Source organism: Streptococcus sp. HMSC078H03, assembly GCF_001808655.1.
In the GTDB taxonomy this organism is placed as follows: Bacteria; Bacillota; Bacilli; order Lactobacillales; family Streptococcaceae; genus Streptococcus; species Streptococcus salivarius_G.
The window spans coordinates 106,152-127,260 of record NZ_KV794072.1; the positions used below are offsets into that span (position 1 = coordinate 106,152).

Consider the following 21,109-nt stretch of genomic DNA (forward strand, 5'->3'; position numbering starts at 1 on the left):
CCGATGCAAGAAGCTTTTGCCAAGCTAAAGGGAGTGGATATCTTCTCCCTAAAGTCCTACATGGAACCAACCAACTTTGGCTCCTTTAATGGGGCCTGGGTTCTGATTAATGAACTCTTCGTTAACCTCTTCTTTTTCATTCTCAATGCCGTCGTTGGCTTCTTTTCCCTTCTCATTCGCATTTTAGAAAAGATTGATCTCTACGCCACCTATAAAACCTATGTCTTTCATGGGGCAAGCAGTATTTGGCACGGATTTACGGGCTCTAATACTGGTAACATTACCAACAAATCACTTGTAGGCACCTTGCTTTTGGTTTTAGCTTTCTATCTGTTCTATCAATATTTCTTTTCAAAAGGCTCCTTTTCAAGAACACTCCTTCATGTCTGTCTAGTACTCCTATTAGCTCTGGGGTACTTTGGGACTGTTGCTGGAACCTCTGGTGGGCTTTATCTCCTTGATACCGTTAATAATGTCTCTAAAGACGTTACCAAAAAGATTGCAGGCATTAAGGTGGACTATGCCAAAGACAAGTCTATTAAAATTGGAAAATCGATGTCAGATAGCTACATTGCAGAAACGTCCTATAAAGCCTATGTCTTTGTCAATACTGGCCAAGAAAATGGCAAATACAAGAACAGCCAAGACGGGAAAGAAGAAGCCTTTGACGACAGTAAAGTCCTTGGAACTAGTGATAAGAATGGGAACTTTAAGGCAGTCAAAGCCAAAGACCGTTCCAAGTATTTAGACGATCTAGGAGACGGAGCCAACGATGATGGTGAAAAGAACCGTTGGGTGTCAGCCATGCCAGACTTCATCTTCACTCGGATGTTCTATGTGATTTTTAAAATTGTAGAAGCTTTTGTATTAGCCGTCCCCATTATCCTTATCCAGCTCTTAAATGTGGTGGCTCAAATCCTTGTTCTCACCATGATTCTACTTTTTCCAGTAGTCCTTCTCATGTCCTTCGTTCCAAGGATGCAAGAGTTGGTCTTTGGAGTGCTTAAAGTTATGTTTGGGGGCTTGATTTTTCCAGCGATTACAACTCTCTTAACACTTCTTATTTTCTATATTGAAAAAATGATAGAAAACATAGTCACAAATGGGTTTGATGGTGTTCTAAAAACCTTGCCGTCCCTTCTCTTATTTGGTCTTGTCTTCAAACTCTTAGTATCTGTGGTTTCTAAAGGTGTCATCTATTTCCTCATCTGGAGATTCAAAGGCCAACTCCTCCAATTCATTCTTGGCTCCAAAGCTCGAATGGTTGCGACAGATATTGGGACTAAAGTTGAACATGGCGTCACAAAAAGCAAAGAGGTTGCTTCACAAGTCCCAACACGAAGCCTTGCGACGGCCCAACACCTGGGAAACTTTGCATTGGCTGGGGCTGGTTTTGGGACTGGGGTGATGATGAATGCCAAGAGCCATTTCCAAAATGCAGGCTCCTTCTTTACTCGTAAGGAACCAAGTCAACCAGAACCAGTTATGCCATCTGGACCAACAGAGGCTCCAATAACCCCAGAATCTCCAGAACCAATCATTCCTCCAACACAGACACCACCTGATAACTTCAAGCCGATTGAAGAAGAGAACCCAACACCTCCTAGCGAGTCACCAATCATGTCAGAAGGAACACCTAGTTCAGAGGATGAATTCCAAACGCTCAGAGAAGAGTGGATGTCACCATTCAAACAGCACCGTATCAATACTTTAGAACGGAGATTGGATGATTACAAAGACCCTCAAGCCATGTATAAAGCTCAAGGATCTAATGCCTTCACCCGTGCTTATCGTCAGACTATGACACGAGACGATAAAATAAGAGCCAATATCGAGCGACGAGATCGTTTAACGCAACGCCTAAACCAATTGAGAGGAGAATAGAATGAATACTAAAATACGCTCAAGAACAGCCTTTCCAAGAATGCTTGAAGAAACACTTTTTAAGGCTTACCAAGAAGGAAAACGCTCCGTCGATTTCCTTCTTTTATTTCCAGTATCAGAAAAAGATAAAGACCAGATCATTGCACAAACAAAAGCTCATTCCGTCGTCTTAGATGCCAAATGGCGCTTTGGGACTGTTCTATTTACAGCTTATATCAGACATTGAGTAGAAAGGAGAGCCGATGAAAAAACTAAAATGGTATTTATTGTCTAGCCTCATTCCTCTCTTTTTTCCCGTTTTTATCATTATCATCATTATGGGAGCCGTCGGAGGAGGTAGCACTGGTGGCTCTTCTCAATCACTAAATGGGGCAACCTACACGGACCACTGGTCAAATGGAGATCCCTATACCCATAATTTACTCGTCCATCGCTATGGTATTAAAGCAGAGCAATTGGACGGTTTTTTAGATACTTTAGGAATCTCCTATGACAAGAAGCGCATCAATGGGAAAAAGCTCCTAGATTGGGAGGCTAAGTCTAATCTAGATGTTCGTGCCATTGTTGCGATTGCCTTAAATGAAAGCTCACTTGGAACAGCTGGAGTCGCTACAAATCCAGGCTCTAATATGTTTGGTTTTGGGGCATTTGACTCTAATCCAGAAAATGCCAATAATTTTAACGATGAAGTGGCCGTTGTTGGACTCACCAATCAGACCATCATTGGCAATAAAAATGAAACCTTCAAAGTCCAAGATGACAAAGCGCAAAAATTTGCGAGTGGGTCTCTCAATACGTCAACAGATGGTGGGGTCTACTTCACCGATACCACTGGCTCAGGAAAAAGGCGTGCTGAAACCATGCAAAAACTCGATACTTATATCGATGAGCATGGAGGCACACCAAAGGCCCCTGAACAAACGACAGGAAAAACCAGAGACGGAGGTGGTGTCACAACTGGGGATGTCCCACAAGGCTACAGCCTCACCAAAGAAATAAATACCTCAAGCTATACAGGTCTGTCTTATCCTTGGGGACAATGTACCTGGTTTGTCTATAACCGAGGAAAAGAGGTCGGTGTTAGCTTCGGAGAGTACATGGGAAATGGCGGTCAATGGATGAATGCCCCTGGTTACCAAACAACTCATACCCCTACCGAACACTCCGCACTATCTTTTAGCCCAGGACAAGCTGGTGCAGATCCAACCTATGGACACGTTGCCTTTGTGGAACAAGTCAAATCAGATGGCTCTATTCTTATCTCTGAATCAAACGTCAAAGGCCTAGGAGTCGTTAGCTACCGCACTTTTGATGCAGAAACAGCAAAACAATTTACTTATGTTATTGGAAAATAGAAAGGAGTTATTTATGCTAAAGCTTAAATACGTACCAGTTGAAAACTGCAAAGCCGAATGGGGTGACAAAATGGCCCTTATGAAACGTTTTGAAGGACTTAAACTCAAAACTCTTAACAATCTGCTAACTGAGATGAGACTAAATCCCCAATTCAAAGACTATGTGATTAATTCCGGTCACAGAACCGTTTGGATCAACTTTGAGGGATTCTTAAATTTCCTACGTTATAGGCAAGATAAACGATTTAAGGAGGTGGGATAATGGAGCAAGTTAAAATAGCTAATATTACTCAAAAATCAACACGTCCTGCTGATAAAGCTGGATATATTGAAGTAAAATTTAGAACCTACTTCAATAACCCATTAACGAATAAACGTAGAGAAATTCTATCTGATTGGTACACTATCGCCAATAAAAAGGATCCCACAGGAAAAATAAAACTCTCTCCTCAAATTAAAGCTATTATCCATAAAGAACTTCAAGAGAAGGCCAATAAGGTTTATGAAGAGCTGACTAGAACTATTCTTCTAGAAAAATCAGATATCACGCTTGATGAGGTCTGGAATGAATGGCATAATGAACGAGTTGAAAGACAACTAGTTGCTCCTAAAACATTAGCAGGTGAAGATGGTAGATACCGTAACCATATTACTAAGCAAATCCCTAAGGATTCGATTTTAAAAAATATTCCATCTAGTTTAATTAAAAACTTACTTGATAATCTTTATCCTATAGGAAACCATAAAAGACTCGCACAAGGTGTAAAATCCGATTTAACATCAATCTATAAGTTTGCCATTCTTCATGATTACATTTCTCCTGACCAAAATCCAATGCCCTATATAAGTATTGGTAGGAAAGGGCTTTCTGACGAATTAAATCATTTAAAGAAATCAGATATAGAAGATCAATATCTTGAATCTTGGGAACTCAAAGAAGTATTATCCATTGTTCGTAAGTACAATAAACAGTATGCACGTATTTTTGAATTTCAAGCACTAACAGGAATGCGTATTGGTGAAGTACTCGGTTTAAAGGAGGAAGCTATTAATTTTAATAAAAATATAGCCTCAGTTATTAGAACTCGTGCTACTCATGGAGGAGCCTCAGAAGATAGCTATGAAGGTAATGTAAAAAACTTACAAAGTTACCGAAATGTCCAATTATCTAAAAGGGCTATCGAAATTCTTAAAGAGGAAATTGAGTTAAATCACCAACATATAAGATTCAATCCTGACTATAAAGATAATGGATGGATTTTCACCTCTAAGAGCATCCATAAACCTGATTACAATGGTACTCCTCTTCATTACAGTGTCTTAAACAACTTCCTCAACTCTTCAGAAAATGGTAAACTAAACCGCAAGGGAAATCCGAGACGGGCAGGAATCGATATTGACAATAAGCTTAGTTTCAATAAACATATTACAACTCATATCTTCCGACACACGCATATCAGCTTCTTAGCTGAACAAGGAGTACCTTTGGAGGCTATTCAAGATCGTGTTGGACATTCTAGAGGTAGTCGTGTAACAGAAATTTATTTGCATATCACTAAAAAAACAAAGGATCAAATTATACCTATCCTTGATACTCTTACACAATAAGTGTGGCAAATCTGTGGCAAAACACAAGAAAAAAGCTTGTCCACATTGGACAAACCCTTTATTTTCAATCTTATATAGTCTAATTAAGCTTTGTTTGCTGAACCGAATACGTCGATACGTTCTTCAACAGCTTCTGTAATAGCTTCGAAACCTGGTTTCAAGAATTTACGTGGGTCGAAGAGTTTCTTCTTGTCGTATTCTGCTTCATTTGCTTCGTATTCAGCAACAAATTTACGTGTTGCGTTAGCAAATGCGATTTGACATTCAGTGTTAACGTTAACTTTAGCAACACCAAGTTTGATAGCTGCTTGGATTTGATCGTCAGGAATACCTGATCCACCGTGCAATACGATTGGGAAGTTAGGAACAGCTTCTGTCAATTTTTGCAAGTGGTCAAGGTGAAGTCCGCTCCAGTTTTCTGGGTAAGGACCGTGGATGTTACCGATACCTGCTGCAAGGAAGTCGATACCAGTTGCAACCATAGCTTTAGCATCTTCGATTGGTGCCAATTCACCATCACCGATGATACCATCTTCTTCACCACCGATTGTACCAACTTCAGCTTCAACTGATACACCGTTAGCGTGTGCAAATTCAACAACTTTAGCTGCTTTTTCAAGGTTTTCTTCAACTGGAAGGTGTGAACCGTCAAACATAACTGAAGTGTAACCTACACGGATACATTCCAAAGCATCATTGTAGTGACCGTGGTCAAGGTGAATAGCAACTGGTACAGTGATACCCATTGATTCAACCAATTCTTCGATGAGAACTTTACACAATTTGTAACCACCCATGTACTTAGCTGCACCCATAGAAGTTTGGATAAGTACTGGAGCTTGTTTAGCTTCTGCTGCACGCAAGATAGCTTGAGTCCACTCAAGGTTGTTTGTGTTAAATCCACCAACTGCGTAACCATTATCACGAGCTGCTTGGACAAATTTTTCTGCTGAAACGATTGCCATTATAAAGGCCTCCTATATTTTTTTGGGTTTGAACCCGTTTACAAGTTTATTCTATCACAATTAGACTCAAAAAACTAGCTTTTCTACAATTTGTAAGCGTTTTGATTTTTTAATACAAAAAAACCAGTCATCTGACTGGTTACTCTGCGGAAAGAGGGACTTGAACCCTCACGACCTAAAGCGGTCACAGGATCCTTAGTCCTGCGCGTCTGCCAATTCCGCCATTTCCGCTAACAACATTAGTTATTATATCAAGATTGACAACTCGTGTCAATACTTTTTTTGAAAGTTTTTATAACTTTCTCTTGTCTCTTTCGAAACAACTACTATATAATACCATTTATTGTTTGCTGACGTCAATACTTTTTTGCCTTTTTTTAAATTTTTTAGCAAAAGTTATCTATTATATCTTTTATCAAAGATTAACCTAAACTCTTATTCAGTTTATCTAATTTCTCTCTAAGGGGAGCTAAGTAGACTTCTTCTCCAAAACCACGCGATTTTAAGCCATCCTCAGCACAAGCCAATAACGATTCTGTCAAAGGTAAAATCATTTTGAGGTCTGTAGCAGAAATATCTTTTTTCGAAAATAAACGACGAATTCTAGGAAAATCATAGTCAAATGCTTCAAAAAAAGGTGAGTCATTCAAAATATTTTCCAGATTTTCCAAATTGACTAAAAGACCAAGGTGAAAGGCTACTGGTGCAAAGGTTAATGAGAAAGGTTGGGTACAAACACTGCGAAACTCAATCGTCCCTCGTGTCGTTAAATCTTGGAATTGATAAGAACGGTGAGTCTTAAAATCTTCCTCACTTGGCTCAATAGTGACTACTTTGCCATGAATAGAGTGTGCTTTGACAGATGACGTACTTAGATAGTCTTTAGCACGTATTGGTTCAAAATAGTAGGTTTCATCACCACGCTTGGCAGTAAAAATGGCTGTCTCAGACAAGTAAGAAAAATAGTCATCTTCGCTCTTAAACACCTTAGGAAATACCCCTGCATTTTCCTCAAACACACCATGCATGGAATTCTCCCAGAAAACATCACGGGAAAGCGCTAAATCCCAATCAGAACCCCAAAATTCAGAGTTTGCCAATAATACTGCCTTGGGTCCCTCTATTTGATTAAAAGCATTTAAAACCCTTAAATAGGACGTTTTTGAAACATCTAACTGTACCTGACTCCCACAGATGAAAGAACCATATTCTGGATAATCATGAAAGAAAGGATCCTTCTTTGCTTTAGATAACTCGAGAAAATCCATAAGCATCTCATAACGAGGAGATTTAACAGATCTGTTGTCATTTTTTACCCAGTTTGGATTCACTCCCCAACCTTGCAACTCATGATTATGATTCTGCAGATAAGGTTGGATTATACCGAGGTAAGTATCCAAACGTTCCTCAACCTCAGAGATTCTTTCAGCCTTTGCAAAAGCAAACTCAATCGTATTGTAGGAGACTTCAAAAAGAATCATATCTCCAGAAGCTTTATCAATAAGCTGAATAGGATTGTTATCAGAATCATACTTATCAGCTTGAAAATCAAAATTATCCAAGAGATAGACTAGTAACTGTTTTGTAAGAGAGACATCTGTAGCATTACCACTCAAATTAACAACTGGGTATTCCAACTCAATCCCCACAAATAATTCCGGTTGCTCCTTAATTGGCTCATAATACCTTTGCTTAAGCAGTTCCTTGGCTGTTGTCAAAATAATGTCCCCCTTTTTGAAATAAGCTTATTTCATTATATCAAAATATTCAGACGATTTATAGCCCAAAAAAACGCCTGCTTACGAAAAATAACAGTATTACCTTTCGTAAACAAGCGTTACATGCTTATTTATTCCCATTTTTATGATGAGTGTTCCCGCTAGGCGTTTGCCCAGCGGTAGACCAGAGCTAGACTAAGAAAAGCTAAGCTATTCCATCATCATAACACTCAACAAAATTGATAAAAATTAAACAAGTTCGATGATTGCCATTGGGGCAGCATCGCCACGACGTGGTTCTGTTTTAAGGATACGAGTGTATCCACCGTTACGTTCAGCATAACGAGGTGCGATTTCTGAGAAAAGTTTTTGAAGAGCAGTTGTTGATGTATATTTATCAGTTGCTTCATCATAGCTTTCAGATGCAATTTCGTTACGTACAAATGCAGCTGCTTGACGACGTGCGTGCAAATCACCACGTTTACCAAGAGTGATCATTTTTTCAACTGTTTTACGGATTTCTTTAGCACGTGCTTCAGTTGTAACGATTGCTTCGTTAATGATAAGATCTGTAGTCAAATCACGAAGAACCGCTTTACGTTGTGAGCTTGTGCGTCCAAGTTTACGGTAAGCCATGTTATCCTCCTATATTATTATTTATCGTTTTTGAGTCCAAGTCCAAGATCAGCCAACTTAACTTTGACTTCTTCAAGAGATTTACGACCTAGGTTACGGACTTTCATCATTTCAGGCTCAGTTTTTTCTGTCAAATCATGAACGGTATTAATACCGGCACGTTTCAAACAGTTATATGAGCGTACAGACAAATCAAGTTCTTCGATGGTACGGTCAAGCACCTTTTCATCGTTCACTTTTTCAGTTTCTTTCATTACATCAGTAGCTTTAGCAACGTCAGTAAGGTCAGTAAACAAGTTCAAGTGTTCAATCAAAACGCGAGCCGAGAGACCGAGGGCATCTTCAGGGATGATTGTTCCGTTTGTCATGATTTCGATTGTCAATTTATCAAAACCATCGTTGCTACCTACACGGGCAGGTTCAACTTGATAATTGACTTTTTTCACTGGTGTGTAGATTGAATCTACAGCCAATGTTCCCACTGGTGCATCATCTTTCTTGTTTTCATCTGCTGGAACATAACCACGGTTTGTAGCTACTGTCATAGTCGCTTTCAAAGAAGCTCCTTCAGCGATAGTGAAAAGATAATGATCAGGGTTAACAATTTCAATGTCGCTATCAGTCAAGATATCTCCAGCAGTAACTTCAGCTGGACCTTGGACATCAAGTTCAATTGTTTTTTCGTCTTCGACGTAAGATTTTACAGCAAGTCCTTTAATATTAAGGATAATTTGCATCACGTCTTCACGGACGCCTGGTACGGTATCAAATTCGTGGAGTACTCCATCAATCTTAATTGATGTTACGGCAGCACCTGGAAGTGATGACAAAAGTACACGACGAAGAGAGTTACCCAAAGTTGTACCATAACCACGTTCTAGTGGTTCGATGACAAATTTGCCGTAATCTTTATTTTCATCAATTTTTGTTATTATTGGTTTTTCAAACTCAATCATTTATTATACTCCCTCGAAACGAACCTTGTGTACTATTGTTATTAAAGATTACACACGACGACGTTTTGGAGGACGACAACCATTATGTGGTACAGGTGTTACATCACGGATTGCTGTTACTTCAAGACCTGCAGCAGCAAGAGCACGGATAGCAGACTCACGACCTGAACCAGGACCTTTAACAGTTACTTCAACTGTTTTAAGACCATGTTCTTGTGCAGATTTAGCAGCAGCTTCTGAAGCCATTTGTGCAGCAAATGGTGTAGATTTACGAGAACCTTTGAAACCAAGAGCACCAGCTGATGACCATGCTACAGCGTTACCATGCACATCTGTAATCATAACAATAGTGTTATTGAAAGTAGCGTGAATGTGAGCAATACCAGATTCGATATTCTTTTTCACACGACGTTTACGTGTTGGTTTAGCCAATGTTTTTACCTCCTATTTTATTTTAATTATTTTTTCTTACCTGCAATCGCAACAGCTTTACCCTTACGAGTGCGGGCATTGTTTTTAGTGTTTTGTCCACGGACAGGAAGTCCACGACGGTGACGGATACCACGGTATGAACCGATTTCCATCAAACGTTTGATGTTAAGGTTAACTTCACGACGAAGGTCACCTTCAACTTTAATTGCATCCACTTCGCGACGGATAGCGTCTTCTTGATCGTTTGTCAAATCTTTAACGCGGATGTCTTCAGAAACGCCTGCAGCAGCCAAGATTTTCTTAGATGTTGCAAGTCCGATACCGTATACGTAAGTAAGTGAAATTACTACACGTTTATCGTTTGGAATGTCAACTCCAGCAATACGAGCCATGATTTCTCCTTTCTATATTATCCTTGACGTTGTTTGTGTTTTGGATTTGTTGGACAAATTACCATAACACGACCGTTACGACGAATAACTTTACAGTATTCGCAAATTGGTTTAACCGATGGTCTTACCTTCATGTTTTAATCCCTCCAATTATTTCGATTATTTAAAGCGGTATGTGATGCGTCCACGTGTCAAATCATAAGGACTCATTTCAACAGTCACACGGTCACCGACCAAAATACGAATGTAGTTTTTACGGATTTTACCAGAAACTGTCGCCAAAATTTGGTGTCCATTTTCCAATTCAACAGTAAACATAGCATTAGGCATAGTTTCTACAACTTTACCTTCAATTTCAATCACGTCTTCTTTTGCCACGCAAAAGTACCCCCTAAAATTTCGATTTGATTTCCTCTGAGCACAGAGGTAACAATTATAAGTCAGACTAAAGTATTATAACATGCTTAAGTCTGATACGCAAGTAAGATTATATAATTATTTAATTGCTGCAATCGCTTTTTTAACATCAGCGAATACATCATCGATATCTTGGTTACCTTGAATATCTGATACAAGACCAAGCTCACGATAATGTGCAATAATTGGCTCACCTTGAGCAATGTTTACGTCAAGACGACGTTTAACAGTTTCAGGTTTGTCATCTTCACGTTGGAAGAATTCATGTTCGCCACAAACATCACATGTTCCTTCAACCTTAGTTGGGTTGAATACTTTATGATATGTTGCACCACATGAGCGACAAATAAAACGACCTGAAAGACGTTCAACCAAGCTCTCTGGATTAACTTCAATATTGATTACACCGTCAAGTTTAATACCAAGTGCTTTCAATGTTTCATCCAATGCATGAGCTTGCTCAATAGTACGTGGATAACCATCAAGCAAGAAACCTTTTTCAGCAATATCAGATTCAGCCAAACGCTCTTTAACGATTCCGTTTGTCACTTCATCTGGTACCAATTCACCTTTATCGATGAATGATTTTGCCAAAGTTCCCATTTCTGTTTGGTTAGCCATAGCAGCACGGAACATATCACCAGTTGAGATGTGAGCTACACCAAATTCTTCTACAATTTTTGCAGCTTGAGTCCCTTTACCAGCACCTGGTAGACCCATAATTAAAAGATTCATCTTACGAACTCCTTATTTTTGTTTTCAAATAACTCTATCAAAGTTTAAAAACATTGGTAGAGTTATCAAAAAACAAAAGAGAAGGGTCAGAAAGTAACCTTTCTTTCCCTCTCAATTGTTCATGAGAAGACTTAGTCTTCAAGATTCATAAATCCAACGTACTGACGTTTCAATAGGTAACCTTCGAGTTGTTTCATACCTTCAATACCAGTTGAAATCAAGATCAAGAGAGATGTACCACCAAGCGCGATTGAGCTTGTAAGGTGCATAAACTGTTGAGCCGCAATTGGAGCCAATGAAATAAACGCGAGAAATACAGCTCCGATTGTTGCCAATCTCTTAAGCAATGAAGACATGTACTTTTCAGTCTCACGACCTGGACGAACACTAGGAATGTAAGACCCATTCTTTTGAAGATTTTCAGCAGTTTTTTCAGGATTTACTTGGACAAATGTGTAGAAGAATGAGAACAAGATAATCAATATCGCGTAAGTAATCATTCCACTAGGTGTATTATACGAGAGTAGTCCTTGTAAGTGTGATAACCATGTAACCTTCGAGAAGAATGGAAGAATAGTACTAGGAATTGTTGTAATCGAGCTAGCAAAGATAACGGGAATAACACCAGCTGGATTAACTTTCAATGGAAGGTAAGAACTCGTTGGAGCCCCTTGAACCAATTTAGTATATTGAATTGGAATTTGATATTCTGCCTGTTGAACAAATGTCGTAAAGAAGACAATCGCCAAACCTACCACAATTAGCAAAGCAACTATGATATATGAACGAGTCAATTCTCCTGAACGAACGTTGACAAAGAAATCCTCGTAAATTGTTGAGAACATTTTTGGAATAGAAGCAATGATCCCTGAAAAGATAATCATTGACACACCATTACCAAAACCTTTATCTGTGATTTGTTCACCAAGCCATGTCACAATTATGCTACCAGCAGTTAGAATTGTCCCAATCAATAGGTAGGTTGAAACATTTGGTGTTTTAACCAATGAAATTGATGAGAGAGTATTAAAACTTGCTGTAATACCAATCGATTGAACAAAGGCTAAAACAAGAGTAATATAGCGAGTCGCTTGGTTCAATTTACGACGACCAACTTCCCCTTGTTTGCCCCACTCCACAAATTTCGGATAGATATCCATCTGCAAAAGTTGGACGATGATTGATGCTGTAATGTAAGGACTAACCCCCATCGAGAAGATTGAAAAGTTATTCATGGCATTACCAGACACCAAGTTAAGCATGTTCAAGAAAGGTAAATCGCTTAATTGTTTCAAACTTTCCGCATTGATACCAGGAACTGTTACATGAGTCCCTACACGAAAAACGAAAATAATGAAGATTGTAAATAAAATCTTATTACGAACGTTTTTGACTTTCAATGCGTCTTTTAATAGTTTAAAGAACATAATGAGTTACCCCTCATTAGATGACTTCGATTGAACCACCTTTAGCAGTGATAGCTGCTTCAGCAGATTTTGAGAATTTAGCTGCTTTAACAGTCAATTTCTTAGTCAATTCGCCGTTACCAAGAACTTTAACGCCTGATTTTTCAGCACGAACGATTCCAGCTTCTTTAAGAACTACTGGAGTTACTTCTGTACCATCTTCAAAGACGTTCAATTGATCAAGGTTTACAAGTGCGTATTCTTTAGCGTTGATGTTAGTGAATCCGCGTTTTGGAAGACGACGGAACAATGGAGTTTGTCCACCTTCAAATCCTGGACGTACACCACCACCGCTACGAGCTTTTTGACCTTTTTGACCACGACCTGAAGTTTTACCGTTACCAGATGAAGTACCACGACCTACACGGTTGCGGACTTTACGAGAACCTTCAGCAGGTTTCAATTCATGAAGTTTCATTATTATTTTCTCCTCTTTTTGTAAAATGCTAGCGCCTCTAACCAAGTAAGGTAGCTTGATTAGAAACTCGCCTATACATGAAATTCAGTTTAAGTCGCGAGGTAACCCTCACGACTTAAATCAATTTTTATTTAACGTCTTCTACAGTTACCAAGTGAGATACTGCGTTGACCATACCACGGATAGCAGCGTTGTCTTCTTTAACAACTGAGCTATTCAATTTACCAAGTCCAAGAGCAACAACTGTTTTACGTTGTTCTGGTTTGCGTCCGATTGGAGACTTAGTCAAAGTAATTTTAATTTGAGCCATTGTTATCTCCTTTCTTATGCCAAGTCAGATACTGAGATGCCACGAAGAGCCGCAACTTCTTCAGCACGTTTAAGTTGTTTCAATCCTTCAACAGTCGCACGAACGATGTTGATTGGAGTGTTTGAACCAAGTGATTTAGATGTTACATCAGCAACACCAGCCAATTCGATGACGGCACGAACTGCACCACCAGCGGCAACCCCAGCCCCTTCAACAGCTGGTTTCAACAATACTTTCGCTCCACCAAATTCTGAACGAACTTCGTGAGGAATAGTTGTACCAACCATAGGAACTTCGATAAGGTTTTTCTTAGCTGCTTCAACTGCTTTACGGATAGCTTCTGGAACCTCTTGAGATTTACCAGTACCAAATCCTACGCGACCATTACGGTCACCAACAACAACAAGAGCAGCAAAACGCATGTTGCGTCCACCTTTTACAACTTTAGTAACACGGTTGATAGCAACTACGCGTTCTTCAAGTTCTACTGCATTATCTTTAAATGCCATTATTAAGTGTCCTCCCTATTAGAATTTCAATCCGTTTTCACGAGCTGAGTCAGCCAAAGCTTTAACACGTCCGTGATAGAGATATCCACCGCGGTCAAACACCACTTCAGAAATACCTTTAGCTACTGCGCGTTCAGCAACAAGTTTACCGACAACAACGGCTTGTTCTGTTTTAGTTCCTTTAGAAACTTCTTTATCAAGAGTTGATGCACTTGCGAGCGTTACACCCGCTACGTCATCAATAACTTGAGCGTAGATGCCTGTATTAGAACGGAAAATGTTCAAACGTGGGCGATCAGCAGTTCCAGAGAGTTTTCCGCGAACGCGACGGTGGCGTTTTTGGCGGAGTTTGTTTTTATCTGGTTTCGAAATCACAATTTTCACCTCTTAATTATAATGCTAGCTCATGAGAGCTTTTGGTAAAGAGACAATCCACAAAGAATTGCCATAAGGATAAAATCCTATTATTTACCAGTTTTACCTTCTTTACGACGTACGTATTCACCAACGTAACGGATACCTTTACCTTTGTAAGGTTCTGGTGAACGAAGGCTACGGATGTAAGCTGCTGTTTGACCAACAACTTCTTTGTTAATACCACTTACAACGATTGAAGTTGCAGATGGTACTTCAAAAGTAATACCCTCTGGAGCTTCAACCTCGTCTTGGTGAGATTTACCAACTGAAAGAACAAGTTTTGTTCCTTGGAGTTGCGCACGATATCCGACACCGCGCATTTCAAGTTCTTTTTTGAAACCTTCAGAAACACCAACAACCATGTTGTTCAAGTTTGCACGTGAAGTACCGTGGATTGTTTTGTTTTCTTTTGAGTCGTTTGGACGGTGAAGTGTAACTTCATTGCCTTCAACTTTGATTTCAATGTTTTTGTTAAACTCACGAGTGAGTTCGCCTTTAGGTCCTTTAACAGTAACAACGTTATCGTTGTTTGTTACTTCAACACCAGCAGGCAAAGTAATAACTTTATTACCAATACGTGACATAGTATTTAATTCTCCTGTTAGATTATCAAGCCACAAAGTGACTAGTTTTCACGGGGATGAGTTTCATAGAATATAATCAACGAAACTCGCACAAATCATTTGAGATAAGTGCTTAGTATCAGCTTCTTACCAAACGTAAGCGATAACTTCTCCACCAACGTTCTTTTGACGAGCTTCTTTATCAGTCAAAAGACCTTCTGAAGTAGAGATGATCGCGATTCCAAGTCCGTTAAGAACTTTAGGAACATCTTCACGTTTAGAGTAAACACGAAGACCTGGTTTAGAAATACGTTTCAAGTTAGTGATAACACGTTCACCGTTTTGTCCGTATTTCAAGAATACGCGGATGATACCTTGTTTGTCATCTTCGATAACTTCAACATTTTTTACGAAACCTTCACGTTTAAGGATTTCAGCGATACCTTTTTTAATGTTTGATGCAGGTACTTCAAGTACTTCGTGTTTAGCTTGGTTAGCGTTACGAATACGTGTCAAGAAATCTGCAATTGGGTCAGTCATAACCATTTTATATTTTCTCCTCTTACTAGTAGTTTGAATAATTCACTTGCTAGTTAATGATTGAGCTAGGCTCAGATTGTGTTAAATACATTCAAATTAGGTGAAACTAACTTAAATGTACCATGTTTTTACCAAGAAGCTTTGGTAACACCTGGAATTTGACCTTTGTAAGCCAATTCACGGAAGCAAACACGGCAAAGTTTAAATTTGCGATAAACTGAGTGTGGACGTCCACAACGTTCGCAACGAGTGTAAGCTTGCGTAGAGAACTTCGCAGGGCGTTTGTTCTTAGCAATCATTGATTTTTTAGCCAATTTATTTACCTCCTAGATTATTTTGCAAAAGGCATTCCAAGGCCTTTAAGCAATTCACGACCTTCTTCGTCAGTGTTAGCAGTAGTTACGATAACGATATCCATACCACGTACTTTATCAACATCGTCGAAGTTGATTTCTGGGAAGATAAGTTGTTCTTTAACACCAAGTGTGTAGTTACCACGTCCATCGAATGATTTAGTTGGAACACCATGGAAGTCACGAACACGTGGAAGTGATACTGATACCAATTTATCCAAGAATTCGTACATGCGTTCACCACGAAGGGTAACTTTAGCACCGATCGCTACACCTTCACGAAGACGGAAGCCAGCGATTGATTTCTTAGCTTTAGTAATCAATGGTTTTTGACCTGAAATAAGTGCCAACTCAGCAGCAGCTTTTTCAAGAGTTTTAGCGTTGTTTACAGCTTCACCAACACCCATGTTGATAACGATTTTATCAACTTTTGGCACAGCCATAACTGAAGAATAATTGAATTTTTCAGTCAAAGCTGGAATTACTTCGTTAGTGTATTTTTCTTTAAGACGGTTAGCCATTTAATACTTTCTCCTTTCCTTCGTGATTAGTCAAGCACTTCGCCTGATTTTTTGTTGTAACGAACTTTTTTGCCGTCAACAACTTTGTAACCTACACGTCCAGCTACACCGTTCTTGTCAAGAACTTGAACGTTTGAAGCGTGGATTGGTGCTTCTTTTTCCACAATAGCACCTTGAGGGTTTTCAGCTGATGGTTTTTGGTGTTTTTTGATGATTGCAACACCTTCAACAACAACTTTGTTTACTTTTGGAAGAGCTTTAAGAACTACTGCTTCAGTTCCTTTGTCTTTACCAGCAATAACGCGAACTTTATCGCCTTTTTTTACAAACATTTGAGTATTTCTCCTATTATTTCTTACGCCCTAATGGGCACCCTGAACATTTCAGGGGACTAAGTTTGTGTTAATTCAGATTAAAGTACTTCTGGCGCCAAAGATACGATACGCATGTATCCACCTTCACGCAATTCACGTGCAACAGGGCCAAAGATACGAGTTCCACGAGGAGTTTTGTCATCGCGGATGATTACTGCAGCGTTGTCATCAAACTTGATGTATGAACCGTCTGGACGGCGAGCACCAGTTTTTGTACGAACGATAACAGCTTTAACAACATCACCTTTTTTAACAGCTCCACCTGGTGTAGCTTGTTTAACAGTTGCAACGATAACGTCGCCGATGTTAGCGAATTTACGTCCTGAACCACCAAGAACTTTGATAGTCAAGATTTCACGAGCACCGCTATTATCAGCAACTTTTAAGCGACTTTCTTGTTGAATCATTTCAATTGTCTCCTTTTAGTTTTATTAGATAATAACAGCTTCTTCCACAACTTCTACAAGACGGAAGCGTTTTGTAGCTGAAAGTGGGCGAGTTTCCATGATACGAACGATATCGCCTTCTTTAGCAACGTTGTTTTCATCATGTGCTTTGTATTTTTTAGAATAGTTGATACGTTTACCATAGACTGGGTGGTTACGTTTAGTTTCAACTACAACTGTGATTGTTTTATCCATCTTGTCAGATACTACGCGTCCAACAAGGGTTTTACGTTGATTACGTTCCATTATTAGAATTGCTCCTTTCCCAATCTATTATTTGATTTCAGATTGCACAGTTTTAACACGTGCAATTTGTTTTTTCACTTCGTTCAAACGGGCAGTTTGATCAAGTTGACCTGCTGCAGCTTGGAAACGAAGGTCGAAAAGTTCTTTCTTAAGTTCGTTTTCTTTTTTAGCAAGCTCTTCTTGAGACAAGCCACGAAGCTCAGCAACAAACTTTTTGATTTCTTCAAGTTTCATGTCTTCTCCTTATTCTGCTTCACGTTTCACGAATTTACATTTAACTGGCAATTTGTGGCTAGCAAGACGAAGTGCTTCACGTGCAACTTCTTCAGAAACACCTGCGATTTCGAACATTACTTTACCACGTTTAACTGGTGCTACCCAACCTTCAGGTGCCCCTTTACCAGAACCCATACGTACACCGATAGCTTTAGCAGTGTATGATTTGTGTGGGAAGATCTTGATCCAAACCTTACCACCACGTTTCATGTAACGAGTCATGGCAATACGAGCAGCCTCGATTTGACGGTTTGTGATCCAGTGGCTAGTTGTAGCTTGAAGACCGTATTCACCGAATGATACTTCTTTACCACCTTTAGCCTCACCGCGCATTTTTCCACGGAATTCACGACGGTGTTTAACACGTTTAGGTACTAACATTTGTTATTTGCCTCCTTTAGTGTTTTTACGAGCTGGAAGAACTTCTCCACGGTAGATCCAAACTTTAACACCAAGTTTACCGTAAGTTGTGTCAGCTTCTTCCCAAGCGTAATCGATATCAGCGCGAAGTGTGTGAAGTGGAACTGTACCTTCAGAGTATCCTTCTGCACGGGCGATATCTGCACCGTTCAAACGACCTGATACTTGAGTTTTGATTCCTTTAGCTCCAGCACGCATTGCACGTTGGATAGCTTGTTTTTGTGCACGACGGAAAGCAACACGTTGCTCAAGTTGACGAGCAATTGTTTCACCAACAAGGTGAGCGTCCAAATCAGGTTTCTTGATTTCAACGATGTTGATGTGTACTTGTTTTCCAGTCAATTTGTTAAGTTGAGCGCGAAGAGCGTCAACGTTTGATCCACCTTTACCAATAACCATACCTGGTTTAGCAGTGTGAAGTGAAACAATAACTTTGTTTACAGCACGTTCGATTTCAATAGTTGAAACTGAAGCGTCTGCAAGTTCTTTTTGAATGAATTTGCGGATTGCCAAATCTTCGTGAAGGTAATCTGCGTATTCTTTTTCAGCATACCATTTCGCATCCCAGTCACGGATGATCCCGACACGCATACCAATTGGATGTACTTTTTGACCCACGAGTTTACCTCCTTATTTTTCTGACACAACTACAGTTACGTGAGTTGTGCGTTTGTTGATTGGTGAAGCTGAACCTTTCGCACGTGGACGGAAACGTTTCATTGTTGGTCCTTCGTTTGCGAATGTTTCAGATACTACCAAGTTAGCTTTTTCCAAACCAAAGTTGTTTTCTGCGTTAGCGATAGCAGAGTTAAGAGTTTTCTCAACAATGCGTGCTGCTTTGTTTGGAGTGAATTTCAAGATTGCGATTGCATCAGCAACGTTCTTACCACGGATAAGATCAAGAACAAGACGTGTTTTACGAGGTGAAACACGCACTGTACGAGCCATTGCTTTAGCTGAAGTAATTTCTGCCATTGTGTCCTCCTCCTATTAACGACGTGTTTTCTTATCGTCAGCTGCGTGACCTTTGTAAGTACGAGTTGGTGCAAATTCACCAAGTTTGTGACCTACCATGTCTTCTTGGATGTAAACAGGAACGTGTTTACGTCCATCATAAACTGCGATAGTGTATCCGATGAAACTTGGGAAAATCGTTGAACGACGTGACCAAGTTTTAATTACTTTTTTCTTTTCGTCATTTGCTTGAGCTTCAACTTTTTTCATCAAATGCTCATCGACGAAAGGTCCTTTTTTAAGACTACGTCCCATTTTGTAGTTTTCTCCTTTAAATTGAATGTACCACAGCGGCTTGCACTAAGAAGCGCTACCGAGTTGGCGGATGTTATGTGCTAAGCGACTAAATTATTTTTCGTTACGACGACGAACGATAAGTTTGTCAGATTTAGCTTTCTTGTTACGAGTTTTAAGACCAAGCGCAGGTTTACCCCATGGAGTAGATGGCGCTTTACGTCCAACTGGTGCTTTACCTTCACCACCACCGTGTGGGTGATCGTTAGGGTTCATTACAGAACCACGAACTGTTGGGCGAATACCTTTCCAGCGATTACGGCCGGCTTTACCAAGGTTGATAAGTGATTGTTGTTCGTTACCTACAGTACCGATAGTTGCACGACATGTACCAAGAACCATACGAACTTCGCCTGATTGAAGACGAACAAGTACGTATTTACCTTCTTGACCCAAAACTTGAGCAGAAGCACCAGCGGCACGGATAAGTTCAGCACCTTTACCTGGTTGAAGCTCAATGTTGTGGATAACTGTACCAACTGGGATGTTTGCAAGTGGAAGAGCGTTACCAATCTTGATATCCGCATCTGGACCTGAAACGATACGTTGACCTACTTCAAGACCTTTAGGTGCGATGATGTAAGCTTTAACCCCGTCAGTGTAGTGTACAAGAGCGATGTTTGCAGTACGGTTTGGATCATACTCAATTGTTTTAACAACTGCTTCAACGCCATCTTTGTTACGTTTGAAGTCAATCAAACGGTAGTGACGTTTGTGTCCGCCACCTTGGTGACGTACAGTGATACGACCGTTGTTGTTACGACCAGCTTTGTTCTTAAGAGAAACAAGCAATGATTTTTCAGGAGTGCTTGTAGTGATTTCTGCGAAATCCAAAGAAGTCATGTTACGACGGCCATTTGTCGTTGGTTTATAAACTTTAATACCCACGTTAATTTCTCCTTTGATTATTCAGCTTCAGCTGCAAACAACTCGATTGCTTTAGAATCAGCTGTAAGAGTGATGATAGCTTTTTTAGTTTTTGAAGTGAAACCAGTGTAACGTCCAACACGTTTTTGTTTTGGTTTAACAGTTACAGTGTTCACGCTAGCAACTTTAACACCTTCAAATGCAGCTTCAACTGCTTGTTTGATCAAGAGTTTGTGTGCACGTGTATCAACTTCGAAAGTGTATTTTCCTGCTTCAAGAGCAATCATAGATTTCTCAGTGATAACAGGTTTTTTGATTACGTCATACAAATTCATTATGCAAGAACCTCCTCGATTGATGAGATAGCTTCTTTAGTAACAAGAAGTTTATCTGCGTTTACGATGTCAAGTACACTTGCAGTTGCAGGAGTTGCAACAGTTACGTTTGCAAGGTTACGTGCTGAAAGTTCAGCGAATTTGTTTCCTTCTTCAACGATAACAAGTACTTTAGAATCGATGCTAAGAGCTGAAAGAACGTTTGCGAATTCAGCAGTTTTTGGTGCTGCAAATGAAAGAGCTTCAACTGCTACAAATTTATCTTCTGCAACTTTAGCTGAGTAAACAGATTTCAATGCAAGGCGACGAACTTTTTGTGGAAGTTTGTATCCGTAAGAACGTGGAGTTGGTCCGAAGACAACACCACCACCACGCCATTGTGGTGAGCGGATAGAACCTTGACGAGCACGTCCAGTTCCTTTTTGACGCCATGGTTTACGTCCACCACCTGATACTGCTGAACGGTTTTTAACCGCGTGAGTACCTTGGCGAAGGCTAGCACGTTGGCTGATTACGACATCAAATACTACTGATTCGTTTGGTTCGATACCGAAGATAGCGTCGTTAAGTTCAACTGTGCTAACTTCTTTACCAGTTTGGTCAAATAGTTTTACGTTTGCCATTTTTAACTGATTTCTCCTT

34 protein-coding genes and 1 tRNA gene are annotated in these 21,109 nt (G+C 39.8%); 5 read left to right on the forward strand and 30 right to left on the reverse strand.

Annotated elements, in window-relative coordinates:
* Positions 1-3: 3 nt before the first annotated feature.
* From HMPREF2607_RS00610 to HMPREF2607_RS10575, 5 genes are read left to right on the forward strand one after another with little or no spacing between them, the layout of a single operon-like run.
* Positions 4-1,884, forward strand: coding sequence for a conjugal transfer protein (locus HMPREF2607_RS00610; protein WP_070475370.1), 1,881 nt, complete (start codon positions 4-6; stop codon positions 1,882-1,884).
* A gap of 1 nt (position 1,885) precedes the next feature.
* Positions 1,886-2,110, forward strand: coding sequence for a hypothetical protein (locus HMPREF2607_RS00615; RefSeq protein WP_038675095.1), 225 nt, complete (start codon positions 1,886-1,888; stop codon positions 2,108-2,110).
* A gap of 16 nt (positions 2,111-2,126) precedes the next feature.
* A complete protein-coding gene (locus HMPREF2607_RS00620) occupies positions 2,127-3,239 on the forward strand; it encodes a CHAP domain-containing protein (RefSeq protein WP_070475372.1) in 1,113 nt (370 codons plus the stop codon).
* Between the two features lie 13 nt (positions 3,240-3,252).
* On the forward strand, positions 3,253-3,501 hold the full coding sequence (locus HMPREF2607_RS00625) for a DNA-binding protein (RefSeq protein ID WP_070475374.1): 249 nt from the start codon (positions 3,253-3,255) through the stop codon (positions 3,499-3,501).
* Positions 3,501-4,847 carry a tyrosine-type recombinase/integrase gene (locus HMPREF2607_RS10575; protein WP_070475376.1) on the forward strand — a complete coding sequence of 449 codons (1,347 nt, stop codon included), beginning with the start codon at positions 3,501-3,503 and terminating at the stop codon, positions 4,845-4,847. Before HMPREF2607_RS00625 ends, HMPREF2607_RS10575 begins: the two co-directional genes overlap by 1 nt.
* Positions 4,848-4,930: 83 nt before the next feature.
* Here the strand turns inward: HMPREF2607_RS10575 and HMPREF2607_RS00635 are convergent, their stop codons facing one another.
* From HMPREF2607_RS00635 to rplD, 30 genes are all read right to left on the reverse strand, one after another.
* On the reverse strand, positions 4,931-5,812 hold the full coding sequence (locus tag HMPREF2607_RS00635) for a class II fructose-bisphosphate aldolase (RefSeq protein ID WP_002887043.1): 882 nt from the start codon (positions 5,810-5,812) through the stop codon (positions 4,931-4,933).
* A 145-nt stretch (positions 5,813-5,957) separates the two neighbouring features.
* Positions 5,958-6,043 (reverse strand) — tRNA-Leu (locus HMPREF2607_RS00640).
* A gap of 191 nt (positions 6,044-6,234) precedes the next feature.
* Positions 6,235-7,530: a glutamate-cysteine ligase family protein gene (locus tag HMPREF2607_RS00645; protein ID WP_021144708.1), complete on the reverse strand. Its 1,296-nt coding sequence runs from the start codon at positions 7,528-7,530 to the stop codon at positions 6,235-6,237.
* A gap of 249 nt (positions 7,531-7,779) precedes the next feature.
* Positions 7,780-8,166 carry a 50S ribosomal protein L17 gene (rplQ, locus tag HMPREF2607_RS00650; protein ID WP_002885709.1) on the reverse strand — a complete coding sequence of 129 codons (387 nt, stop codon included), beginning with the start codon at positions 8,164-8,166 and terminating at the stop codon, positions 7,780-7,782.
* A 17-nt stretch (positions 8,167-8,183) separates the two neighbouring features.
* Positions 8,184-9,122, reverse strand: coding sequence for a DNA-directed RNA polymerase subunit alpha (locus HMPREF2607_RS00655; protein WP_002887046.1), 939 nt, complete (start codon positions 9,120-9,122; stop codon positions 8,184-8,186).
* 48 nt (positions 9,123-9,170) lie between these two features.
* Positions 9,171-9,554: a 30S ribosomal protein S11 gene (rpsK, locus tag HMPREF2607_RS00660; protein WP_002885718.1), complete on the reverse strand. Its 384-nt coding sequence runs from the start codon at positions 9,552-9,554 to the stop codon at positions 9,171-9,173.
* A 26-nt stretch (positions 9,555-9,580) separates the two neighbouring features.
* Entirely contained in the window at positions 9,581-9,946 is a 366-nt protein-coding gene (gene rpsM / locus HMPREF2607_RS00665; RefSeq protein WP_002885820.1) for a 30S ribosomal protein S13, read from the reverse strand.
* A 17-nt stretch (positions 9,947-9,963) separates the two neighbouring features.
* Positions 9,964-10,080, reverse strand: a complete 117-nt coding sequence (gene rpmJ / locus HMPREF2607_RS10015) for a 50S ribosomal protein L36 (protein WP_000868345.1) — start codon at positions 10,078-10,080, stop codon at positions 9,964-9,966.
* Positions 10,081-10,105: 25 nt separating this feature from the next.
* Complete coding sequence (infA, locus tag HMPREF2607_RS00670; RefSeq protein WP_001040189.1) at positions 10,106-10,324, reverse strand: translation initiation factor IF-1; 219 nt, start codon at positions 10,322-10,324, stop codon at positions 10,106-10,108.
* A 117-nt stretch (positions 10,325-10,441) separates the two neighbouring features.
* Positions 10,442-11,098 (reverse strand): adenylate kinase, encoded by a 657-nt coding sequence (locus HMPREF2607_RS00675; RefSeq protein ID WP_002885632.1) that lies wholly within the window; start codon positions 11,096-11,098, stop codon positions 10,442-10,444.
* Between the two features lie 131 nt (positions 11,099-11,229).
* On the reverse strand, positions 11,230-12,525 hold the full coding sequence (secY, locus tag HMPREF2607_RS00680; RefSeq protein ID WP_002892081.1) for a preprotein translocase subunit SecY: 1,296 nt from the start codon (positions 12,523-12,525) through the stop codon (positions 11,230-11,232).
* Positions 12,526-12,541: 16 nt separating this feature from the next.
* A complete protein-coding gene (gene rplO / locus HMPREF2607_RS00685) occupies positions 12,542-12,982 on the reverse strand; it encodes a 50S ribosomal protein L15 (RefSeq protein WP_021144711.1) in 441 nt (146 codons plus the stop codon).
* A gap of 127 nt (positions 12,983-13,109) precedes the next feature.
* Positions 13,110-13,292 (reverse strand): 50S ribosomal protein L30, encoded by a 183-nt coding sequence (gene rpmD / locus HMPREF2607_RS00690; RefSeq protein ID WP_002885773.1) that lies wholly within the window; start codon positions 13,290-13,292, stop codon positions 13,110-13,112.
* Positions 13,293-13,306: 14 nt separating this feature from the next.
* Complete coding sequence (gene rpsE / locus HMPREF2607_RS00695; RefSeq protein WP_002885626.1) at positions 13,307-13,801, reverse strand: 30S ribosomal protein S5; 495 nt, start codon at positions 13,799-13,801, stop codon at positions 13,307-13,309.
* 18 nt (positions 13,802-13,819) lie between these two features.
* A complete protein-coding gene (rplR, locus tag HMPREF2607_RS00700) occupies positions 13,820-14,176 on the reverse strand; it encodes a 50S ribosomal protein L18 (RefSeq protein WP_002885810.1) in 357 nt (118 codons plus the stop codon).
* Between the two features lie 89 nt (positions 14,177-14,265).
* Positions 14,266-14,802: a 50S ribosomal protein L6 gene (gene rplF / locus HMPREF2607_RS00705; RefSeq protein ID WP_002887056.1), complete on the reverse strand. Its 537-nt coding sequence runs from the start codon at positions 14,800-14,802 to the stop codon at positions 14,266-14,268.
* Positions 14,803-14,928: 126 nt separating this feature from the next.
* The gene (rpsH, locus tag HMPREF2607_RS00710; protein ID WP_002885642.1) at positions 14,929-15,327 is read right to left on the reverse strand and encodes a 30S ribosomal protein S8; all 399 of its coding nucleotides are present in this window, start codon (positions 15,325-15,327) and stop codon (positions 14,929-14,931) included.
* A gap of 122 nt (positions 15,328-15,449) precedes the next feature.
* Complete coding sequence (locus tag HMPREF2607_RS00715; RefSeq protein ID WP_001085699.1) at positions 15,450-15,635, reverse strand: type Z 30S ribosomal protein S14; 186 nt, start codon at positions 15,633-15,635, stop codon at positions 15,450-15,452.
* A gap of 17 nt (positions 15,636-15,652) precedes the next feature.
* A complete protein-coding gene (gene rplE, locus HMPREF2607_RS00720) occupies positions 15,653-16,195 on the reverse strand; it encodes a 50S ribosomal protein L5 (protein ID WP_002887058.1) in 543 nt (180 codons plus the stop codon).
* Positions 16,196-16,221: 26 nt separating this feature from the next.
* Positions 16,222-16,527 (reverse strand): 50S ribosomal protein L24, encoded by a 306-nt coding sequence (gene rplX / locus HMPREF2607_RS00725; RefSeq protein ID WP_002885874.1) that lies wholly within the window; start codon positions 16,525-16,527, stop codon positions 16,222-16,224.
* A gap of 80 nt (positions 16,528-16,607) precedes the next feature.
* Positions 16,608-16,976, reverse strand: a complete 369-nt coding sequence (gene rplN, locus HMPREF2607_RS00730) for a 50S ribosomal protein L14 (protein WP_002885711.1) — start codon at positions 16,974-16,976, stop codon at positions 16,608-16,610.
* A gap of 24 nt (positions 16,977-17,000) precedes the next feature.
* The gene (gene rpsQ, locus HMPREF2607_RS00735) at positions 17,001-17,261 is read right to left on the reverse strand and encodes a 30S ribosomal protein S17 (RefSeq protein ID WP_002885836.1); all 261 of its coding nucleotides are present in this window, start codon (positions 17,259-17,261) and stop codon (positions 17,001-17,003) included.
* 27 nt (positions 17,262-17,288) lie between these two features.
* The gene (gene rpmC / locus HMPREF2607_RS00740; RefSeq protein ID WP_002885754.1) at positions 17,289-17,495 is read right to left on the reverse strand and encodes a 50S ribosomal protein L29; all 207 of its coding nucleotides are present in this window, start codon (positions 17,493-17,495) and stop codon (positions 17,289-17,291) included.
* Between the two features lie 9 nt (positions 17,496-17,504).
* Positions 17,505-17,918, reverse strand: coding sequence for a 50S ribosomal protein L16 (gene rplP, locus HMPREF2607_RS00745; RefSeq protein WP_000960950.1), 414 nt, complete (start codon positions 17,916-17,918; stop codon positions 17,505-17,507).
* Positions 17,919-17,921: 3 nt separating this feature from the next.
* Positions 17,922-18,575: a 30S ribosomal protein S3 gene (rpsC, locus tag HMPREF2607_RS00750; RefSeq protein WP_002885727.1), complete on the reverse strand. Its 654-nt coding sequence runs from the start codon at positions 18,573-18,575 to the stop codon at positions 17,922-17,924.
* Positions 18,576-18,587: 12 nt separating this feature from the next.
* Positions 18,588-18,932, reverse strand: a complete 345-nt coding sequence (gene rplV, locus HMPREF2607_RS00755; RefSeq protein ID WP_002887063.1) for a 50S ribosomal protein L22 — start codon at positions 18,930-18,932, stop codon at positions 18,588-18,590.
* Positions 18,933-18,947: 15 nt separating this feature from the next.
* Positions 18,948-19,226 (reverse strand): 30S ribosomal protein S19, encoded by a 279-nt coding sequence (gene rpsS / locus HMPREF2607_RS00760; RefSeq protein WP_000533765.1) that lies wholly within the window; start codon positions 19,224-19,226, stop codon positions 18,948-18,950.
* Positions 19,227-19,319: 93 nt separating this feature from the next.
* Positions 19,320-20,153 (reverse strand): 50S ribosomal protein L2, encoded by an 834-nt coding sequence (rplB, locus tag HMPREF2607_RS00765; protein ID WP_002887065.1) that lies wholly within the window; start codon positions 20,151-20,153, stop codon positions 19,320-19,322.
* A gap of 17 nt (positions 20,154-20,170) precedes the next feature.
* Positions 20,171-20,467, reverse strand: coding sequence for a 50S ribosomal protein L23 (locus HMPREF2607_RS00770; RefSeq protein WP_002887066.1), 297 nt, complete (start codon positions 20,465-20,467; stop codon positions 20,171-20,173).
* On the reverse strand, positions 20,467-21,090 hold the full coding sequence (gene rplD, locus HMPREF2607_RS00775) for a 50S ribosomal protein L4 (protein WP_002885795.1): 624 nt from the start codon (positions 21,088-21,090) through the stop codon (positions 20,467-20,469). The genes HMPREF2607_RS00770 and rplD overlap by 1 nt, the downstream gene beginning before the upstream one ends.
* Between the last annotated feature and the right edge of the window lie 19 nt (positions 21,091-21,109).

Bases quoted from the DNA above. Each gene is read 5' to 3' on its own strand.
- HMPREF2607_RS00610 (WP_070475370.1), top strand. From the start codon at position 4: ATGCAAGAAGCTTTTGCCAAGCTAAAGGGAGTGGATATCTTCTCCCTA.
- HMPREF2607_RS00615 (WP_038675095.1), top strand. From the start codon at position 1,886: ATGAATACTAAAATACGCTCAAGAACAGCCTTTCCAAGAATGCTTGAA.
- HMPREF2607_RS00620 (WP_070475372.1), top strand. From the start codon at position 2,127: ATGAAAAAACTAAAATGGTATTTATTGTCTAGCCTCATTCCTCTCTTT.
- HMPREF2607_RS00625 (WP_070475374.1), top strand. From the start codon at position 3,253: ATGCTAAAGCTTAAATACGTACCAGTTGAAAACTGCAAAGCCGAATGG.
- HMPREF2607_RS10575 (WP_070475376.1), top strand. From the start codon at position 3,501: ATGGAGCAAGTTAAAATAGCTAATATTACTCAAAAATCAACACGTCCT.
- HMPREF2607_RS00635 (WP_002887043.1), bottom strand. From the start codon at position 5,812: ATGGCAATCGTTTCAGCAGAAAAATTTGTCCAAGCAGCTCGTGATAAT.
- rplQ (WP_002885709.1), bottom strand. From the start codon at position 8,166: ATGGCTTACCGTAAACTTGGACGCACAAGCTCACAACGTAAAGCGGTT.
- HMPREF2607_RS00655 (WP_002887046.1), bottom strand. From the start codon at position 9,122: ATGATTGAGTTTGAAAAACCAATAATAACAAAAATTGATGAAAATAAA.
- rpsM (WP_002885820.1), bottom strand. From the start codon at position 9,946: ATGGCTCGTATTGCTGGAGTTGACATTCCAAACGATAAACGTGTAGTA.
- rpmJ (WP_000868345.1), bottom strand. From the start codon at position 10,080: ATGAAGGTAAGACCATCGGTTAAACCAATTTGCGAATACTGTAAAGTT.
- HMPREF2607_RS00675 (WP_002885632.1), bottom strand. From the start codon at position 11,098: ATGAATCTTTTAATTATGGGTCTACCAGGTGCTGGTAAAGGGACTCAA.
- secY (WP_002892081.1), bottom strand. From the start codon at position 12,525: ATGTTCTTTAAACTATTAAAAGACGCATTGAAAGTCAAAAACGTTCGT.
- rplO (WP_021144711.1), bottom strand. From the start codon at position 12,982: ATGAAACTTCATGAATTGAAACCTGCTGAAGGTTCTCGTAAAGTCCGC.
- rpmD (WP_002885773.1), bottom strand. From the start codon at position 13,292: ATGGCTCAAATTAAAATTACTTTGACTAAGTCTCCAATCGGACGCAAA.
- rpsE (WP_002885626.1), bottom strand. From the start codon at position 13,801: ATGGCATTTAAAGATAATGCAGTAGAACTTGAAGAACGCGTAGTTGCT.
- rplF (WP_002887056.1), bottom strand. From the start codon at position 14,802: ATGTCACGTATTGGTAATAAAGTTATTACTTTGCCTGCTGGTGTTGAA.
- rpsH (WP_002885642.1), bottom strand. From the start codon at position 15,327: ATGGTTATGACTGACCCAATTGCAGATTTCTTGACACGTATTCGTAAC.
- rplE (WP_002887058.1), bottom strand. From the start codon at position 16,195: ATGGCTAACCGTCTTAAAGAAAAATACACTAACGAAGTAATTCCAGCT.
- rplX (WP_002885874.1), bottom strand. From the start codon at position 16,527: ATGTTTGTAAAAAAAGGCGATAAAGTTCGCGTTATTGCTGGTAAAGAC.
- rplN (WP_002885711.1), bottom strand. From the start codon at position 16,976: ATGATTCAACAAGAAAGTCGCTTAAAAGTTGCTGATAATAGCGGTGCT.
- rpsQ (WP_002885836.1), bottom strand. From the start codon at position 17,261: ATGGAACGTAATCAACGTAAAACCCTTGTTGGACGCGTAGTATCTGAC.
- rpmC (WP_002885754.1), bottom strand. From the start codon at position 17,495: ATGAAACTTGAAGAAATCAAAAAGTTTGTTGCTGAGCTTCGTGGCTTG.
- rplP (WP_000960950.1), bottom strand. From the start codon at position 17,918: ATGTTAGTACCTAAACGTGTTAAACACCGTCGTGAATTCCGTGGAAAA.
- rplV (WP_002887063.1), bottom strand. From the start codon at position 18,932: ATGGCAGAAATTACTTCAGCTAAAGCAATGGCTCGTACAGTGCGTGTT.
- rpsS (WP_000533765.1), bottom strand. From the start codon at position 19,226: ATGGGACGTAGTCTTAAAAAAGGACCTTTCGTCGATGAGCATTTGATG.
- HMPREF2607_RS00770 (WP_002887066.1), bottom strand. From the start codon at position 20,467: ATGAATTTGTATGACGTAATCAAAAAACCTGTTATCACTGAGAAATCT.
- rplD (WP_002885795.1), bottom strand. From the start codon at position 21,090: ATGGCAAACGTAAAACTATTTGACCAAACTGGTAAAGAAGTTAGCACA.